Origin of the sequence: Pseudomonas sp. Z18(2022) (assembly GCF_036346535.1) — a bacterium.
In the GTDB taxonomy this organism is placed as follows: Bacteria; Pseudomonadota; Gammaproteobacteria; order Pseudomonadales; family Pseudomonadaceae; genus Aquipseudomonas; species Aquipseudomonas yamanorum_A.
Genome location: NZ_JAOTOA010000001.1, coordinates 937,777 through 955,118 on the forward strand (window position 1 = coordinate 937,777; position 17,342 = coordinate 955,118).

12 protein-coding genes are annotated in these 17,342 nt (G+C 62.2%); 7 read left to right on the forward strand and 5 right to left on the reverse strand.

Features of this window, described 5'->3' with window-relative positions; genetic code table 11:
* Positions 1-107: 107 nt before the first annotated feature.
* Positions 108-1,532, reverse strand: a complete 1,425-nt coding sequence (locus tag V3W39_RS04285) for an aminotransferase-like domain-containing protein (RefSeq protein ID WP_442968388.1) — start codon at positions 1,530-1,532, stop codon at positions 108-110.
* A 150-nt stretch (positions 1,533-1,682) separates the two neighbouring features.
* On the opposite strand from V3W39_RS04285, the gene V3W39_RS04290 reads away from it, so the two are divergent.
* From V3W39_RS04290 to V3W39_RS04320, 7 genes are all read left to right on the forward strand, one after another.
* A complete protein-coding gene (locus tag V3W39_RS04290) occupies positions 1,683-2,576 on the forward strand; it encodes a DMT family transporter (RefSeq protein ID WP_177045149.1) in 894 nt (297 codons plus the stop codon).
* 1 nt (position 2,577) lies between these two features.
* Complete coding sequence (moeB, locus tag V3W39_RS04295; protein ID WP_330212243.1) at positions 2,578-4,437, forward strand: molybdopterin-synthase adenylyltransferase MoeB; 1,860 nt, start codon at positions 2,578-2,580, stop codon at positions 4,435-4,437.
* 24 nt (positions 4,438-4,461) lie between these two features.
* On the forward strand, positions 4,462-5,376 hold the full coding sequence (locus V3W39_RS04300) for a PLP-dependent cysteine synthase family protein (protein ID WP_259198834.1): 915 nt from the start codon (positions 4,462-4,464) through the stop codon (positions 5,374-5,376).
* A gap of 22 nt (positions 5,377-5,398) precedes the next feature.
* The gene (locus tag V3W39_RS04305; RefSeq protein ID WP_177044755.1) at positions 5,399-6,391 is read left to right on the forward strand and encodes a serine O-acetyltransferase; all 993 of its coding nucleotides are present in this window, start codon (positions 5,399-5,401) and stop codon (positions 6,389-6,391) included.
* Positions 6,392-6,393: 2 nt separating this feature from the next.
* On the forward strand, positions 6,394-7,122 hold the full coding sequence (locus V3W39_RS04310; protein WP_177044757.1) for an alanyl-tRNA editing protein: 729 nt from the start codon (positions 6,394-6,396) through the stop codon (positions 7,120-7,122).
* 225 nt (positions 7,123-7,347) lie between these two features.
* Positions 7,348-9,093 carry an ABC transporter permease gene (locus V3W39_RS04315; protein WP_330212244.1) on the forward strand — a complete coding sequence of 582 codons (1,746 nt, stop codon included), beginning with the start codon at positions 7,348-7,350 and terminating at the stop codon, positions 9,091-9,093.
* Positions 9,094-9,107: 14 nt separating this feature from the next.
* Entirely contained in the window at positions 9,108-10,430 is a 1,323-nt protein-coding gene (locus V3W39_RS04320) for an ABC transporter ATP-binding protein (RefSeq protein ID WP_177044760.1), read from the forward strand.
* Between the two features lie 167 nt (positions 10,431-10,597).
* On the opposite strand, the gene prpD is transcribed toward V3W39_RS04320, so the two are convergent.
* The 4 genes from prpD to prpC form a co-directional block, all read right to left on the reverse strand.
* The gene (gene prpD / locus V3W39_RS04325; protein WP_177044762.1) at positions 10,598-12,082 is read right to left on the reverse strand and encodes a 2-methylcitrate dehydratase; all 1,485 of its coding nucleotides are present in this window, start codon (positions 12,080-12,082) and stop codon (positions 10,598-10,600) included.
* A gap of 90 nt (positions 12,083-12,172) precedes the next feature.
* The gene (prpF, locus tag V3W39_RS04330; protein WP_177122047.1) at positions 12,173-13,363 is read right to left on the reverse strand and encodes a 2-methylaconitate cis-trans isomerase PrpF; all 1,191 of its coding nucleotides are present in this window, start codon (positions 13,361-13,363) and stop codon (positions 12,173-12,175) included.
* Positions 13,364-13,405: 42 nt separating this feature from the next.
* Positions 13,406-16,000 (reverse strand): Fe/S-dependent 2-methylisocitrate dehydratase AcnD, encoded by a 2,595-nt coding sequence (gene acnD, locus V3W39_RS04335; RefSeq protein WP_330212245.1) that lies wholly within the window; start codon positions 15,998-16,000, stop codon positions 13,406-13,408.
* A 205-nt stretch (positions 16,001-16,205) separates the two neighbouring features.
* Positions 16,206-17,333, reverse strand: a complete 1,128-nt coding sequence (gene prpC, locus V3W39_RS04340; RefSeq protein ID WP_010176436.1) for a bifunctional 2-methylcitrate synthase/citrate synthase — start codon at positions 17,331-17,333, stop codon at positions 16,206-16,208.
* Positions 17,334-17,342 lie beyond the last annotated feature (9 nt).

A 17,342-nucleotide genomic window follows, 5' to 3' on the forward strand; every position in this document is an offset into this window, starting at 1 on the left:
CATGGCCTGAACCAGCGCTATCGCAGGCAAGCCAGCTCCCACATTGGAATGCATTCCCCTGTGGGAGCCGGGCTTGCCCGCGATGAACGATAACGCGGTCAACCTGCCTATAGGTGAAACCGCCCCCCACCCTGCCCCAACGCCGTCGCCAGCGCATCAAACCCATCCAGCAGCAACTGATCATCCCCCGACGTATTGCAGATGCTCGCCCGGATAAACTGCGGCACCGCCGTCTGCCCCACCGCAAACGCCTCGGCGGTGGCAATCAGGTAATTATTCTGCTTCAGCTCCGCCTCGATTTCCGACGCGCGCCAAGGCTCCGGGACTTCGATCCAGAAGTGCGGGCTATTGAGGTGGGTGCGGTACTCCAGCCCGATCAGCAATCCTTCAACCAACGCCTTGCGCCGGCTGATCTCCTGGATCTGCTGATGCAACAGGTGCTCAGCCGTACCGTTTTCGATCCATTGGGTCGCCAGTTCCAGGGTCACCGGGGTGGCCATCCAGCAGGTTGAGCGCAGGGCCGCGGAAATCCGGCTGACCAGCGCCGGCGGCGCATGCACGTACCCGACGCGCAACCCGGCCGACACCGCCTTGCTCAGGCTGCTGATCAGAATCGTACGTTCCGGGGCGAAATGGCTCAGGGGCGGCGGACGATCTTCCACCAGCACACCGTGGGCCTCGTCCTCAAGAATCAGCAGATTGTGCTCACGGCACACCTTGACCAACGCCTCCCGACGCGCGACCGACAGCACCGCAGTCGTAGGATTCTGGATGGTCGGCGTGCAGTACAACGCCGACACCCGGTGATTGCGACAGACTTCATCCAGCGCCCCCGGCAGCAGGCCTTCTTCATCCATTTCCAGGCCGATGAGGCGGATTCCCAGCATCCGCGCGGCGGTGATCAGCCCCGGATAGGTCAGTTGCTCGGTGACCACCGTATCGCCGGCCCGCAACAGCGCCATCAGTGCGCAAAGCAGCCCGTGCTGGCCGCCGTTCACGCAAATCACCTGCTCGGGAATCGGGTGAAAGTCCCGCTGCACCAGCCACTGTGCACCCGCCGCACGGTAGCGCGGCAGCCCGGCATCCGGGGTGTAGGCACTGATGTCCTGCAAGAACTTGGCGTTGGTGGCCAGGGTCTGGAAGCTCTGGGCCAGGAAGGTGGTCTCCTGCCCCGGGATATGCATGTTGCGGCTCATATCAAAGTATTGCCGCGGCTCATCGCTGAAGTTGCGAAAGCCTTCATCCCGCTGGCGCTCCATCCCACGCTTGCGCACGAAGGTGCCGTCACCCACGCGCGCCACCACCAACCCCAGCCGTTCCAGCTCACCGTAGGCGCGGCTGATGGTGCCAATGGTTACCCCCAGATTGTCGGAAAGCACCCGGTGAGGTGGCAGTTTTCTTCCCGGTTCAATCAAGCCTTCAAGAATGCCCCGCTCCATGACATCGGACAGGCGTTTGTACTTCACGCCCTGCCCGCTGGAGAGTCCTTCTCGCATAATTGACACCATGTCAATATTTGTTTTGACAGCCATCATTCGCCCTAATAGTGTGCTTTTACGGGTTCAATCACCGAATCAAGGCACTCAATATAGAGGTCAATTCGGTCTCATGGAAGCAATGTCACGATGCCAATGTCCGCCGTTCTCGAAAACGCTGAAAAAACAAAAACTCACAAGCAGTGGTTGGCTGGGCTGATTACCAGTGTGATGTTCCTGATTGTGTGCCTGAGCTGGGGCACCACCTGGCTTGGGATCAAGATCGCCGTGGAAAGCGTGCCGCCGCTGACCTCCGCCGGGCTGCGCTTTCTGATCGCGTTCCCGCTGTTCCTGTGTTTTGCCTGGGTGCGCCGCGAGCCGATCCTGTTTCCTCGGGAGAGCCGCTGGTTCTTCGTGTTCGTGACGCTGTCCTACTTCAGCGTTCCGTATTACCTGCTCAACTACGGCGAGATGCATGTCTCGTCCGGCCTCACCGCGCTGCTGTTCAGCTGCATGCCGGTGTTTATCCTGATTTTCTCCGCGTTGTTCCTGCGCGAGCGCATCTACTTTTCCCAGGTGGTCGGTATCGCCATCGGTTTCGGCAGCCTGTACATGATCATCAAGAGCCAGGGCCTGCACCTGGACCATGCCGAGTTCTTCGGGGTGCTGGCGATCCTGGCCGCCGCGATCATGCATGCCTTGTGCTACGTGATTACCAAGAAACAAGGCAGCGCCATCAGCGTGATCACCTACAACACCCTGCCCATCGGCATCGCCGGGCTGATGCTGTTTGTCGCCGGGCTGTGGTTTGAAACCCCGACCTTCGAAGACATCACCCTACGTTCCTGGAGTGCGCTGTTCTACCTCGGCCTGGTGGCCTCGGTGGGTGGTTTTATCGTGTATTTCATGCTGCTCAAGCGCCTGAGCCCGATCATTTTGTCCTTCGTGTTCATCATCTTCCCGGTGTTCGCGGTCATCATCGGCAGTTGGTACGAAGGCGTGCAGATTTCCAAGGACCTGATGATGTATTCGGCGATCCTGCTGGCAGGTTTTGCGATTACCAAGCTGCCCATCGAAAAGCTCCTGGCGAAGAAAAACTGAGATGAAGGTCCTGAGCCCAAGCGCCCTGGAGCAGATTTACGCCCACGCCGACCGCAGCTATCCCGAGGAATGCTGCGGCTTTGTTTTCGCCGATGGCAGCGTGTACCTGGGCAGCAATATCCAGAACGAGTTGCACCGCAAGAACCCCGAGATGTATTCACGCAGCGCTGCCAACGGCTACACCTTTTCGGTGGCCGACACGCTGATGATGAACAAGGCGTTTCGCAGTGATAACCCGGTGGTGGTGATCTACCACTCCCACCCTGACGTCGGCGCGTATTTCAGCGACGAAGACCAGGACAAGGCCCTCTTCATGGGCGAGCCGATCTACCCCGTGAGCTACCTGGTGGTGGATGTTCGCCAGGGCCAGACCCAAGGTTCCAAGCTGTTTGCCTGGGATGGCAAGCGCTTCGCCCAAAACCCCTTCAACGACCTGCAAACGGAGTTGTGCATGAACGCTGTCTCTTTCCCCGACATCCTGGTCCGCGTGGCCAAGCTGCCAGCATCGACCCTCGAGGGTGCCGGATCGACATTGCGCGAAGTCATTGAAAACCTGTGCACCGAGCACCCGCAATTGCGGGCGCACCTGCTCTACGAGAACAACCAGCTCAAGGAGCACTTCCTGTTTACCGCCGAGGAAGAGCTGATCGACGCCAACGACACATTGCCTGAGAAGGCAAAAATCGAGGTCCTGCTGGCCACCTCCGGCGGCATGGATGTGGATCAACTGAGCAACGAGGAAGTGCAGCGCTACGTGCGCCACATCACCTTGCCCGGCGTCGGCCGCGAAGGCCAATTGAACCTGAAGAAAGCCCGCGTGCTGATCATCGGCACCGGCGGCCTCGGTTCGCCCATCAGCCTGTACCTGGCGGCGGCCGGCATCGGCACCCTGGGGCTGGTGGATTTCGACGTGGTGGAAAGCAGCAACCTGCAACGCCAGGTCGTCCACGGCAACAGCACCCTGGGCCTGCCCAAGGTCGAGTCCGCCAAGCAGCGCTTGCAGGACCTGAACAGCCACATCCAGATCAACACCTACGACACCGCCTTCAACACCGACAACGCCCTGGAACTGGTGGGCGCCTATGACCTGGTGATCGACGGCACCGACAATTTCGAAACCCGCTACCTCGTCAACGACGCCTGCGTACAACTGGGCAAGCCGTTGGTGTACGGCGCCATCTACCGCTTCGACGGGCAGATCAGCGTGCTCAACTATAAAGGCGGGCCGTGCTACCGCTGCCTGTTTCCCCAGGCCCCGCCGGCGGAACTGGCGCCCAATTGCAGCGCCGGTGGCGTCATCGGCGTATTGCCGGGCGTGGTCGGGATGATCCAGGCCACCGAGGCCATCAAGTTGTTGATCGGTATTGGCGAACCGCTGTCGGGCCGGCTGATGCGCTTTGATGCATTGGCGATGAAATTCAGCGAGATCCGCTTCAAGCGCCGCGCCGACTGCCCTTGCTGCTCGGAACTGCGCCACAGCCAAACCATCGCACCCGCCGTCTGCGCCGATGCCATGCCAAACCAGCCGTCGCTCGCCGAAGAGCGCTACATCAAGCCACGGGTGCTCAAGCAACTGCTCGAACAACACAGCAAGGCCGACGTGCTGCTGGACGTGCGCGATGCCAGCGAGCTGGAAGTGTGCAAGTTGCCTGGGGTGGTGCACATCCCCCTGGCCGAACTCGACGGGCAACTCGCCACCCTCAGCCGCGACAACACCCACTACCTGATCTGCTACGCCGGGACCCGCGCGGAGCAAGCCGCCAGCACCTTGCTGGCCGCCGGCTTCGCCAACACCAAAGTACTGCAAGGTGGCATGAAACACTGGGTTCGCGACGTCGAACCCGACATGCCTTTGTACTGATCAGCGGCCATGGGTTCTTACTTGATGTTGCATAACTCGATACTCGACGCCATTGGCCAAACGCCCATCGTGCGCCTGGAACAGTTTTCCGAAGACCTCGGCATCGAGGTCTACGCCAAGCTGGAGTCCCTCAACCCCGGCGGCAGCCACAAGGCGCGCATCGCCCTGGGCATGATCCTCGACGCCGAGCGCCGGGGCATTCTGATCCGTGGTTCAGGCCAGACCATCATCGAGCCCAGCGGCGGCAACACCGGCATCGGCCTGGTGATGGCCGGCAATGTGCTGGGCTACAAAGTGGTGCTGGTGATTCCCGACAACTACAGCCCCGAGAAGCAGAAACTGCTGCGCCTGTACGGCGCCAGGGTAGTGCTGTCGGACAGCCGCCTGGGCAACAATTCCCACGGCGAAAAGTGCATGGAGCTGCAGCTGGAAAACCCCAGCTACGTGATGCTCAACCAGCAGCGCAACGGCGCCAACCCGCAAACCCACCGCGACACCACCGCCCGGGAAATCATCCGCGCCTTCGGCGACAAGCGTGTGGACTACTTCGTCAGCGGCATCGGCACCGGCGGCCACATCACCGGCATCGGCGAAACCCTCAAGAGCGCCTGGCCGACGATCCGCGTGATGGGCGTGGAGCCGGAAGAATGCGACCTGCTCAGCGACCGCCACGCGCCGCACCATATCCAGGGCCTGTCCATCGGCTTGATCCCGAGCATCCTCAACGTCGCGATCATTGACGGGATGCTCAAGGTATCGCGCCAGGAATGCCTCGACATGATCAAACGCATCATGCGCACCGACGCCATCAGCCTCGGGCTGTCGTCGGCCGCCAACATGGTGGCCATCGCCAAGCTGGCACCGGAACTGCGCACCGACACCGTCGTGCTGACCATGGTCTACGACAGTGCCGACAGCTATTTGCCCTGTTTTGAATAACAACTATTGCGGGGGTGCCTCCATGGGGGGCTTTATCGACATGCAACAACTGCACGATGAGTTGCTCACCCACCTCATCACCACGCTGGCGCCCGCGCAGTTGAAGCAACTGGAGGAGCACCTTGGCACGCTGGTCCAGACAGCGGCCCAGGCGGTGGCCGAAGACCTGATCGCCTATGCCTGGCGCGACCCGGCCTCCCGTGGGCGCGGGGAGCTGATCCTGGAATCCTATGCCTCGTTCAAGGCGGTGCTGTACTACCGGCTGGCGCACCAGGTATGGAATTTCCCGGACAAGGGCGACGGCGCGTTTTGTGCCATCGCCCTGAAGCTGAGCAACCAGGGCAAGATCCTGTCCGGCGCCGAAATTCACCCCGCCGCCCGCATCGGCCGGCGCTTTGTGCTGGACCACGGCTACGGCACGGTCATCGGCGAAACCTGCGAGATCGGCAACGACTGCTACATCCTCTGCGGCGTGACCCTCGGCGCCCGGGGCATCGCCAACAACCCGGACGGCAAACGCCATCCACGCCTGGGCAACAACGTGGAAGTCGGTTCCGGCGCGCGGGTGCTGGGCTATGTGCTGATCGGCGACAACGTGTTCATCAGCCCTTCCTGCGTGATCACCCAGGACGTGCCGGCCGGTACCAAGGTCAAGGTGGTCAACCAGATCCAGTTGCAGAAAAACGACGAGTCGGACCACAGCAACTACCTCGGCGCGTTTGCCCTCGACGAACGCCTGCACGTGGTGGGCGAGGTCAACGCCAGCCACAAGGTGACGGTGCTGGACGCCGACTTCCATCCCCTGCCCGGCCTGCTGCTGGAACCCACGGTCAAGGAACGCCATCACCTGCAGTTCCGCCTGCGGCACATAGAAACCAACAGTTACCCGCCGCGCCTGCCGCTGAACCTGAAAGTGACCGGGCCCGAATTTGAAATCACCCTGCTCTCTCCCCCTGGCTTAAGCGCGATGGTTCGTCGCCTGCTGCAAGCCAGCCCACTGATCGTCGGAGGTTGAACATGTCCGTGCACACCATGGAAACCCTCGCGCTGTTCGACAGCGCGCCTTACCAGAACGCTTTCAGTGCGCGGGTGATTGCCGTCAGTGAACAGGGGATCGCCCTGGAGCACACGCTGTTCTATCCCACCGGCGGCGGGCAACCAGGCGACACCGGCCACTTCATCCTGCCCGACGGCAGCCGCGTCGACATCACCGGCACCGTGCGCGACCCGGTGCTGCGCTCGATCATCTGGCATCAAGTGGAACACTGCCCCGAACAACTGGCCGCCGGGATGCAGGTGGACGCAAGCCTGGACTGGGAGCGCCGCTACCAGCACATGAAAATGCACACCTGCCTGCACCTGCTGTGCTCAATCATTGATGCCCCTGTGACCGGGTGCAGCATCAGCTTCGACAAGGGCCGGCTGGATTTCGACCTGCCGGAAATGACCCTCGACAAAGAGACCATCACCCGCGACCTCAACGCCTTGATCGAACAGGCACACGCGGTGAAAACCCTGTCGATGCCCGCCTCGGAGTATTCCACCCTGCTGCAGATCACCCGCACCCAGGCGGTGGCGCCGCCGGTGATCCAGGGTTCGGTACGGGTGATCGAAATTACCGGGATCGACATCCAGCCTTGCGGCGGCACCCATGTGACCAATACCGAGGAAATCGGCCGGGTGTTCTGCGAAAAAATCGAGAAGAAAAGCAAACACAACCGCCGGGTGATCCTGAGGTTTGAATAGCCGCCGGGCAGCGGCTGGGGCGCCAACGACCTAGCCGCAGTTCGTACAGCAAACTGACAGCAAATTTATGTGCTTGTAACATTCAGAAACGTACAATCCCGCCAACAACGCCTCGTTGCCCTGACTCGCGAAAACAGCGCCCTTCCTTCCCGGTGGGTCATTCGTGCAGCAGCTAAGCTCACTCCCAATACGCCCTGAACCTGAACGCTGCAGGAATGACTGCCTATGAAAAGAGTGCTCCGTCACTACATACCTGCGTCCACGTTGCGCTTGCTGCCCAACCGCTGGGACTTGGTCGCCCTGCCCCTGGTGATCGGCTTTTTACTGTTTTTCTCCATCACGGCCCGGGAAACCTGGGCGCCCATCGCTACCTTGCAAAGTGAAGTCATCTCGCTGGACCCGGCCAACCTGCCGGAATACGCGATGCGCACCACGATGCGCATGCTGGCGGCGATGGTTGCAGCGCTGGTGTTCACCCTGTTGTACGGCACCCTGGCCGCCAAAAGCCGGCGCGCCGAGAAACTGCTGGTGCCCGTGCTCGACATCCTGCAATCGGTACCGGTGCTGGGTTATATCTCGTTTACCGTGACGTTCTTCCTGCTGCTGTTCCCCGGGCGCGTACTCGGCGCGGAGCTGGCGGCCATCTTTGCGATTTTCACCAGCCAGGCCTGGAACATGACGTTCAGCTTCTACCAGTCGCTGCGCATGCTGCCCCATGACCTGGTGGAAGTATCGACCAACCTGCGGCTTTCCGGCTGGCAGCGGTTCTGGAAGCTCGATGTGCCCTTCGCCATGCCGGGGCTGGTGTGGAACATGATGATGAGCATGTCCGGCGGCTGGTTTTTCGTGGTCGCCTCCGAGGCCATTACCGTCGGCGACAAGACCATCACCTTGCCGGGCGTGGGTTCGTACCTGGCCCTGGCGATTGCCCAGAAAGACCTGCACGCCGTGGGATACGTGATCCTGGCGATGATTGTGGTCATCCTGATGTACGACCAGTTCCTGTTCCGCCCGCTGGTGGCCTGGGCCGACAAGTTCCGCATGGAAACCACCGCCTCCCAAGGCGCGGCGCCGCAATCCTGGTTGCTGAACCTGATCCAGCGCACGCGCATCGTCCAGCGCATCCTGCGGCCTGTTACCCGCACCATCAGCCGCCTGGGCAACAAACGCTTCAGCCTGGCCGGCGGTGCACTCAAGGCGCTGCCGGCAGAAACCCCGCAAGCATCAAAAGTGATCGACTGGGTGTGGGGCACACTCATCGCGTTGCTGGCCGCTTATGCGCTGTATCACATCGTGCAGTACGTCGGCACCGAGGTGACCTTGGCCGAAGTCGGCCATGTATTTTTGATGGGCCTGATCACCCTGTTGCGGGTGGCGGGCCTGATCCTGATCGCCTCGCTGATCTGGGTACCTCTAGGCGTGATGATCGGCTTGCGCCCGGCCCTGGCGGAAAAAATCCAGCCACTGGCGCAGTTTCTCGCGGCGTTCCCGGCGAACCTGCTGTTCCCGGTGTTCGTCATCGTGATCCTGCACTACAACCTCAACCCGGATATCTGGCTGAGCCCGCTGATTGTGCTGGGCACCCAGTGGTACATCCTGTTCAACGTGATCGCCGGCGCCAGCGCGTTTCCCAATGACTTCAAGGAAGCCGCCGCCAACTTCCGCATTCGTGGCTGGTTGTGGTGGCGCAAAGTGATGCTGCCGGGGATTTTCCCGTACTACGTCACCGGCGCCATTACCGCCTCGGGCGGTGCCTGGAACGCCAGTATCGTGTCCGAGTACGTGTCCTGGGGCCAGGACAACGTGGTCGCCCACGGGCTGGGCGCCTACATCGCACAGACCACCGCTGCCGGCGACTTCCCGAAAATTGCCCTGGGCGTGGTGGTGATGTCGATCTTCGTGGTGGCGTTCAACCGCGCGGTCTGGCGGCCGATGTACGCCATCGCTGAAAACAAACTTCGTCTGAATTGATGGGATTCGCTGAGATGACTACCTATACCGAGCATGCCGCCGACACCCCGGAAATCTATTCGTTGAAAAACGTGAACCGGGTGTTCGGCAAAGGTAAAGACGAGCTGCAAGTCCTCAGCGGCGTGGATTTGAGCCTGCACGAAGGCGAGATTGTCGGCATGCTCGGCCGCTCTGGCTCAGGCAAGTCGACCTTGCTGCGGATCATTGCCGGGCTGATCCAGCCCTCGTCGGGTGAAGTCCTGTACAACGGCAAACCACTGACCGGCCCGGCCGAGGGCGTGGCCATGGTGTTCCAGACCTTTGCGCTGTTCCCGTGGCTGACCGTGCTGGAAAACGTAGAGGCCGGCCTGCAGGCCTTGCAGGTCGAGCGCAAGGAAACCCGCAGGCGCGCACTGGCGGCCATCGACCTGATCGGCCTGGACGGTTTTGAAAACGCCTACCCACGGGAACTGTCCGGCGGCATGCGCCAGCGTGTGGGTTTTGCCCGCGGTTTGGTGGTCAACCCGACCTTGCTGCTGATGGACGAGCCGTTCTCGGCGCTGGACGTGCTCACCGCTGAAACCCTGCGCACCGACCTGCTGGACCTGTGGAGCGGCAAGCAGCTGCCGATCAAATCGATCCTGATCGTGACCCACAACATCGAAGAAGCCGTGCTGATGTGCGACCGCATCCTGGTGCTGTCGTCCAACCCTGGCCGGGTGGTGGCCGAGATCAAGGTGCCGTTTGCACACCCGCGCAACCGGCTGGACCCGACCTTCAGGCAGATGGTCGATGACATCTACGCCCTGATGACCGACCGCCGCAGCGCTGACGCGAGCAGAGGTTTGCCTGAGCTGAAAATGGGCAGCCTGCTGCCCGAAGTCTCCACCAACCTGATGGCCGGCCTGATCGAAACCCTGGCCGCCGAGCCCTACAACGGCCACGCCGGCCTGCCGACCGTGGCCGAGCGGCGCTTGCTGGAAGTCGACGATCTGTTCCCGGTAGCGGAGATGCTTGAGCATCTGGGCTTCGCCGAACTCAAGGGCGCCGACATCACCCTCACCGACGCCGGCAAACTGTTCGCCGACTACGGCACCCAAGAGCGTAAAACCCTGTTCGCCGAACATCTGATCCGCCACGTGCCGTTGGCCGCACGCATTCACCAGGTGTTGCTGGAGCGCAGCGGCCATCGGGCGCCGCGGGTGCGCTTCGAGCAGGAACTGGAAGATTCGCTGACGGAGGCGTTCGTCGAGAAGACCCTGGAAAGCGTGGTGGCGTGGGGGCGGTATGCGGAGATTTTCTCCTATGACGACCATACCGAGACGTTCAGCCTGGATGATGTGGAAGGCAGCATGTAGCGACATGATGCCGACCACTTTCCATTGAACAAAACAGAACAAATGTGGGAGCTGGCTTGCCTGCGATGGCATCACCTCGGTGTATCTGGAAGACCGAGGTGCCTGCATCGCAGGCAAGCCAGCTCCCACATTGATTGTGGTTTACATAGTGAGTGCCGTGGTGTTTTTCAGATCACGAACAGCTCAATAAAGCGGTTTACCGGGGTGGCCTCAAGCTTTTCCTGATCCTTGCACAGCGCAAAAATCTCGGCACTGCGCTGTGCGGTAAACCGGGTCGCCAGGTTGGCCTTGAACTTGTCCTCCAGCAACGGAATGCCATCCACCCGGCGGCGGCGGTGGCCAATCGGGTATTCCACGGCCACCTGTTCGGTGCTGGAACCATCCTTGAAGAACACCTGCACCGCGTTGGCAATGGAGCGTTTGTCGGCCTCCAGGTATTCGCGGCTGTAGCGCGGCTCTTCGACGATGACCATCTTCTCCCGCAGCTCATCAATGATCGGATGGGCCGCATGGAACTCATCTTCGTATTGCTCGGCCACCAGGTTGCCAAACGCCAGCGGCACAGCCGTCATGTACTGAAGGCAATGATCACGGTCCGCCGCATTGGCCAACTGCCCGACTTTGGAAATGATCCGGATTGCCGACTCGTGGGTGGTTATCACAATCCGGTCGATCTCATGCAGACGGTGCTTCACCTGCGGGTGCAGGGTCACTGCTGCTTCGCAGGCGGTTTGCGCATGGAACTCGGCCGGAAAACTGATCTTGAACAGCACGTTTTCCATCACATACGTGCCGTAGGGCTGGGACAGGCTGAAGGCGCGCTTGTCTTCAGGCTTGAGTGCCAGGTCCTTGTTGGTGTGGCTGAACAGCACGTCATAAAAGCCCCACTGCGGCGCGCTCAATACGCCGGGAATACCCATCTCGCCACGCATGGCGATATCGGCCAGGCGCACTCCGCGACTCGACGCATCCCCCGCCGCCCACGACTTGCGCGAACCGGCGTTCGGCGCATGGCGATAAGTACGCAGCGCCTGGCCATCGACAAACGCCTGGGACAGGGCCGACAGCAGTTGCTCACGGTTGGCGCCCATCAGTTTGGCGGTGACGGCGGTGGAGGCGACTTTCACCAGCAGCACATGGTCGAGGCCGACGCGGTTGAAGGAGTTTTCCAGGGCAATCACGCCCTGGATTTCGTGAGCCATGATCATCGCGTCCAGCACCGCCCGCACGGTCAGCGGCGCATCGCCATTGGCCACGCGCTTTTGCGAGAGATGGTCGGCGACTGCGAGGATACCGCCGAGGTTATCCGAGGGATGGCCCCATTCCGCGGCGAGCCAGGTGTCGTTGTAGTCGAGCCAGCGCACGATGCAGCCGATGTCCCACGCGGCCTTGACCGGGTCCAGGCGGAACGAGGTGCCCGGCACCCGTGCGCCGAACGGCACCACCGTGCCCTCGACGATCGGCCCCAGGTGCTTGGTGCACTCCGGAAAACGCAGGGCCAGCAGGCCGCAACCGAGGGTATCCATCAGGCAGTTGCGGGCGGTGTCCAGGGCGTCGCGGGATTCGATCCTGAAGTCCAGGACATAGTCGGCGATGTCCTGCAGGACCTGGTCGTAGTCTGGGCGGTTGTTCTGGTCGACGTTGGCGCTCATGGCAGTACTCCAAAAGTTAGGGGTTGTTCCATCCTCAGGGTCAGGGTTGAAGTTTTATAAAAGGCAGGTCTTGGCGCCTGCCTGTGATCGTTAGAAAGAGTCGCCGGGCACGCGCACAAAACCTTCCATCAACACTCGCGCACTGCGGCTCATGATGGCTTTTTTCACGACCCACTCACCGTCGACCTGGCTGGCCTCGGCGCCCACGCGCAACGTGCCGGACGGATGTCCGAAGCGCACTGCATTGCGCTCCACACCGCCCGCTGCGAGGTTAACCAGCGTGCCGGAAATCGCCGCCGCCGTGCCAATCGCCACCGCCGCCGTGCCCATCATCGCGTGGTGCAGCTTGCCCATGGACAGCGCCCGCACCAGCAGGTCCACATCGCCTGCCTTGATCGCCTTGCCGCTGGACGCCACGTAATCCGCAGGCTTTGCCACAAACGCCACCTTCGGCGTGTGCTGGCGCTGGGCCGCTTCGTCCAGGTGTTTGATCAAGCCCATGCGCAGTGCGCCATGGGCGCGGATGGTTTCAAACATCGCCAGGGCTTTCGGGTCGCCATTGATCGCGCCCTGCAACTCGGTACCGGTGTAACCCAGGTCTTCAGCGTTGATGAAGATGGTGGGAATCCCGGCATTGATCAGCGTCGCCTTGAACGTGCCGACACCCGGCACTTCCAGGTCATCCACCAGGTTGCCGGTAGGGAACATCGAGCCACCGCCGCCCTCTTCTTCTGCCGCCGGGTCCATGAATTCCAACTGCACTTCGGCGGCCGGGAAGGTCACTCCGTCCAGTTCGAAGTCGCCGGTTTCCTGCACCGCGCCGTCGGTGATCGGCACGTGGGCGATGATGGTCTTGCCTATATTTGCCTGCCAGACCCGCACCACGGCCACGCCGTTTTGCGGAACCCGCGCCGCGTCTACCAGCCCGGCGCTGATGGCGAACGACCCCACCGCCGCCGACAGGTTGCCGCAGTTGCCGCTCCAGTCCACGAACGGCTTGTCGATGGATACCTGGCCAAACAGGTAGTCCACGTCGTGGTCGGCGCGGGTGCTCTTGGCGAGGATCACGGTTTTGCTGGTGCTGGAGGTGGCGCCGCCCATGCCGTCGATTTGCTTGTCGTACGGGTCGGGGCTGCCGATCACCCGCAACAACAAGGCATCCCGCGTAGCGCCGGGAACCTGGGCCGATTCGGGCAAATCCTTGAGGCTGAAAAACACGCCTTTACTGGTGCCGCCACGCATGTAGGTGGCGGGAATCTTGATCTGCGGTACGTGTGCCATGGTGGTCCTCATGGGCCGGGGCGCGAACCCCGGCCACAGTTGTCAGGCAGTAACAGCCGATTCCAGGAAGTCCTGGGCAAAGCGTTGCAACACGCCGCCCGCCTCGTAGATCGACACTTCTTCAGCCGTGTCCAGGCGGCAGGTCACCGGCACCTCGACACGCTCGCCATTCCTGCGGTTGATCAACAAGGTCAGTTGCGCACGCGGGGTGCGCTCGCCGATCACGTCGTAGGTTTCGGTGCCGTCGATCTTCAACGTCTTGCGGTCGGTGCCCGGCAGGAACTCCAGGGGCAACACGCCCATGCCCACCAGGTTGGTGCGGTGGATACGCTCGAAGCCTTCGGCAGCAATCGCTTCCACACCCGCCAGGCGCACGCCCTTGGCCGCCCAGTCCCGGGACGAACCCTGGCCATAGTCGGCACCGGCGATGATGATCAGCGGCTGCTTGCGTTCCATGTAGGTTTCGATGGCTTCCCACATGCGCGTGACCTTGCCTTCCGGCTCCAGGCGCGCCAGGGAACCCTGCTTGACCTTGCCGTCTTCAACCACCATTTCATTGAACAGTTTCGGGTTGGCGAAGGTGGCGCGCTGCGCGGTCAAATGGTCGCCCCTGTGAGTCGCATAGGAGTTGAAGTCGACTTCCGGCAGGCCCATTTTCGCCAGGTATTCACCGGCGGCGCTGTCGAGCATGATCGCGTTGGACGGCGACAGGTGATCGGTGGTGATGTTGTCCGGCAGCACCGCCAGCGGGCGCATGCCCTTGAGCGGACGTGCGCCGGCCAGGGCGCCTTCCCAATACGGCGGGCGGCGGATGTAGGTGCTCTGCGGGCGCCAGTCGTACAGCGGCGTGACTTTGGGGCCGGTGTCTTCATGGATCGCGAACATCGGGATGTAGACCTGGCGGAACTGCTCCGGCTTGACCGAGGCCTTGACCACTGCGTCGATTTCTTCGTCGCTCGGCCAGATGTCCTTCAGGCGGATTTCCTGGCCGTCGGCGTCCAGGCCCAGCACGTCTTTTTCGATGTCGAAACGGATGGTGCCGGCAATCGCATAGGCCACCACCAGCGGCGGCGAAGCGAGGAACGCTTGCTTGGCGTACGGGTGGATGCGGCCGTCGAAGTTACGGTTGCCCGAGAGCACGGCGGTGGCGTACAGGTCGCGGTCGATGATCTCTTGCTGGATCACCGGATCGAGCGCGCCAGACATGCCGTTGCAGGTGGTGCAGGCGAACGCCACCACGCCGAAACCCAACTGCTCCAGCTCAGTGGTCAGCCCGGCTTCGTCGAGGTACATCGCCACGGTTTTCGAACCCGGCGCCAGGGACGACTTGACCCACGGCTTGCGGGCCAGCCCGAGCTTGTTGGCGTTGCGCGCCAGCAGGCCGGCGGCAATCACGTTGCGCGGGTTGCTGGTGTTGGTGCAACTGGTGATGGCAGCGATGATCACCGCGCCGTCGGGCATTTGCCCCGGCACGTCATCCCACTGGCCAGAGATGCCCTTGGCCGCCAGGTCGCTGGTGGCGACGCGGGCGTGGGGGTTGCTCGGGCCGGCCATGTTGCGCACCACCGAGGACAAATCGAAGCTCAGGCCACGCTCGTATTGCGCGCCCTTGAGGTCGTCTGCCCACAGGCCGGTGTGGCGAGCGTATTGCTCCACCAGGGCGACTTGTTCGTCTTCACGGCCGGTGAGTTTCAGGTAGGCGATGGTCTGCTGATCGATGTAGAACATCGCCGCGGTGGCACCGTATTCCGGGGCCATGTTGGAGATGGTGGCGCGGTCGCCCAGGGTCAGCGCGGACGCGCCTTCACCGAAGAACTCCAGCCATGCGCCCACGACCTTTTGCTTGCGCAGGAACTCGGTCAGCGCCAGCACCATGTCGGTGGCGGTGATGCCCGGTTGCAGCTTGCCCGTCAGCTCCACGCCGACGCTTTCCGGCAGGCGCATCCACGAGGCGCGGCCAAGCATCACGCTCTCCGCTTCGAGGCCGCCAACGCCGATGGCGATCACGCCCAATGCGTCCACGTGCGGCGTGTGGCTGTCGGTGCCGACGCAGGTATCCGGGAAGGCCACGCCGTCACGCACCTGGATCACCGGAGACATTTTCTCCAGGTTGATCTGGTGCATGATGCCGTTGCCCGGCGGGATCACATCGACGTTCTTGAAGGCCTTTTTGGTCCACTCGATAAAGTGGAAACGGTCTTCGTTGCGGCGGTCTTCGATGGCGCGGTTTTTCTCGAACGCCTCCGGGTCAGAACCACCGGCTTCGACGGCCAGGGAATGGTCGACGATCAATTGGGTGGGCACCACCGGGTTGACCTGGGCCGGGTCACCGCCTTGCAGGGCGATGGCATCGCGCAGGCCGGCGAGGTCCACCAGGGCGGTCTGGCCGAGGATGTCGTGGCAGACAACGCGGGCCGGGAACCACGGGAAGTCGAGGTCGCGCTTGCGCTCGATCAGTTGGCTCAGGGACGCGTTGAGGGTCGCCGGGTCGCAGCGACGCACCAGGTTCTCGGCGAGTACGCGGGAGGTGTACGGCAGCGTGGCGTAGGCGCCGGGGGTGATTGCATCGACGGCCGCACGGGCGTCGTAGAAATCGAGGCGGCTGCCGGGCAGCGGTTTGCGGTGTTCAGTGTTCATAGGCTGGGACTCGGTCACGGTAAGGTGTACAGCAAAAACCTGTGGCATGGGCCTGGATGAACACGGTCCCTGTGGGAGCCGGGCTTGCCCGCGATGCGGGCACCTCGATGTGTCAGTTACACCGAGGTGATGCTATCGCAGGCAAGCCAGCTCCCACATTGAACCGGTTCCGATCCTTAAAACCGGCGCCTCAGATTCCCACCACTCAGCGACGTTCGATTGGCACGAACTTGCGCTGCTCAACGCCGATGTACTCGGCGCTCGGACGGATAATGCGGTTGTTGGCACGCTGTTCGAACACGTGAGCCGCCCAGCCGGTGAGGCGTGAGCAGACGAAAATCGGGGTGAACAGCTTGGTCGGGATGCCCATGAAGTGGTACGCCGAGGCATGGTAGAAGTCGGCGTTGGGGAACAGTTTCTTCTGCTCCCACATGGTCTTGTCGATGGCTTCGGAAACTGGGAACAACACCGTGTCGCCCACTTCGTCGGCAAGTTTTTTCGACCAGCCCTTGATCACCTCATTACGCGGGTCGCTGTCTTTGTAGATCGCGTGGCCAAAGCCCATGATCTTGTCCTTGCGCGCCAGCATGCCGAGGGTGCCTTCCACCGCTTCCTGGGCGGACGAGAAACGCTCGATCATTTCCATCGCCGCTTCGTTGGCGCCACCGTGCAGCGGGCCGCGCAGGGAGCCGATGGCGGCGGTGACGCAGGAATACAGGTCCGACAGGGTCGACGCACACACGCGGGCGGTGAAGGTCGAGGCGTTGAACTCGTGCTCGGCGTAGAGGATCAGCGACACGTTCATCACTTTGACGTGCAAGTCGCTGGGCTTCTTGTCGTGCAGCAGGTGCAGGAAGTGGCCGCCGATGCTCGGCTCGTCGGTCACGCAATTGATGCGCTGGCCGTCGTGGCTGAAGCGGTACCAGTAGCACATGATCGCCGGGAACGCGGCCAGCAGGCGGTCGGTCACGTCGCGCTGCACGGAGAAGTCTTTCTCCGGCTCGATATTGCCCAGGAACGAGCAACCGGTGCGCATCACGTCCATCGGGTGGGCGTCGGCGGGGATGCGTTCCAGCACTTCTTTCAGCGCCTGGGGCAGGTCGCGCAGCTTGCCGAGCTTGGCGGTGTAGGCGGCCAGTTCGGCCTGGGTCGGCAGTTCGCCGTATAGCAGCAGGTAGGCGACTTCTTCAAACTGCGCGTCGGCGGCGAGTTCGCGCACGTCGTAGCCGCGATAGGTCAAGCCGGCACCGGCCTGGCCCACGGTGGACAGTGCGGTCTGCCCGGCAACCTGGCCACGCAGGCCAGCTCCACTCAGTACTTTTGCTTCGGCCATGGTTATCTC

What these genes read in the sequence shown, in the direction of transcription:
- moeB (WP_330212243.1), top strand. Translation starts at nt 2,578, where the DNA reads ATGAAGGTCCTGAGCCCAAGCGCCCTGGAGCAGATTTACGCCCACGCC.
- V3W39_RS04310 (WP_177044757.1), top strand. Translation starts at nt 6,394, where the DNA reads ATGTCCGTGCACACCATGGAAACCCTCGCGCTGTTCGACAGCGCGCCT.
- V3W39_RS04320 (WP_177044760.1), top strand. Translation starts at nt 9,108, where the DNA reads ATGACTACCTATACCGAGCATGCCGCCGACACCCCGGAAATCTATTCG.
- V3W39_RS04305 (WP_177044755.1), top strand. Translation starts at nt 5,399, where the DNA reads ATGGGGGGCTTTATCGACATGCAACAACTGCACGATGAGTTGCTCACC.
- prpD (WP_177044762.1), bottom strand. Translation starts at nt 12,082, where the DNA reads ATGAGCGCCAACGTCGACCAGAACAACCGCCCAGACTACGACCAGGTC.
- V3W39_RS04300 (WP_259198834.1), top strand. Translation starts at nt 4,462, where the DNA reads ATGTTGCATAACTCGATACTCGACGCCATTGGCCAAACGCCCATCGTG.
- prpF (WP_177122047.1), bottom strand. Translation starts at nt 13,363, where the DNA reads ATGGCACACGTACCGCAGATCAAGATTCCCGCCACCTACATGCGTGGC.
- V3W39_RS04315 (WP_330212244.1), top strand. Translation starts at nt 7,348, where the DNA reads ATGAAAAGAGTGCTCCGTCACTACATACCTGCGTCCACGTTGCGCTTG.
- prpC (WP_010176436.1), bottom strand. Translation starts at nt 17,333, where the DNA reads ATGGCCGAAGCAAAAGTACTGAGTGGAGCTGGCCTGCGTGGCCAGGTT.
- V3W39_RS04285 (WP_442968388.1), bottom strand. Translation starts at nt 1,532, where the DNA reads ATGGCTGTCAAAACAAATATTGACATGGTGTCAATTATGCGAGAAGGA.
- acnD (WP_330212245.1), bottom strand. Translation starts at nt 16,000, where the DNA reads ATGAACACTGAACACCGCAAACCGCTGCCCGGCAGCCGCCTCGATTTC.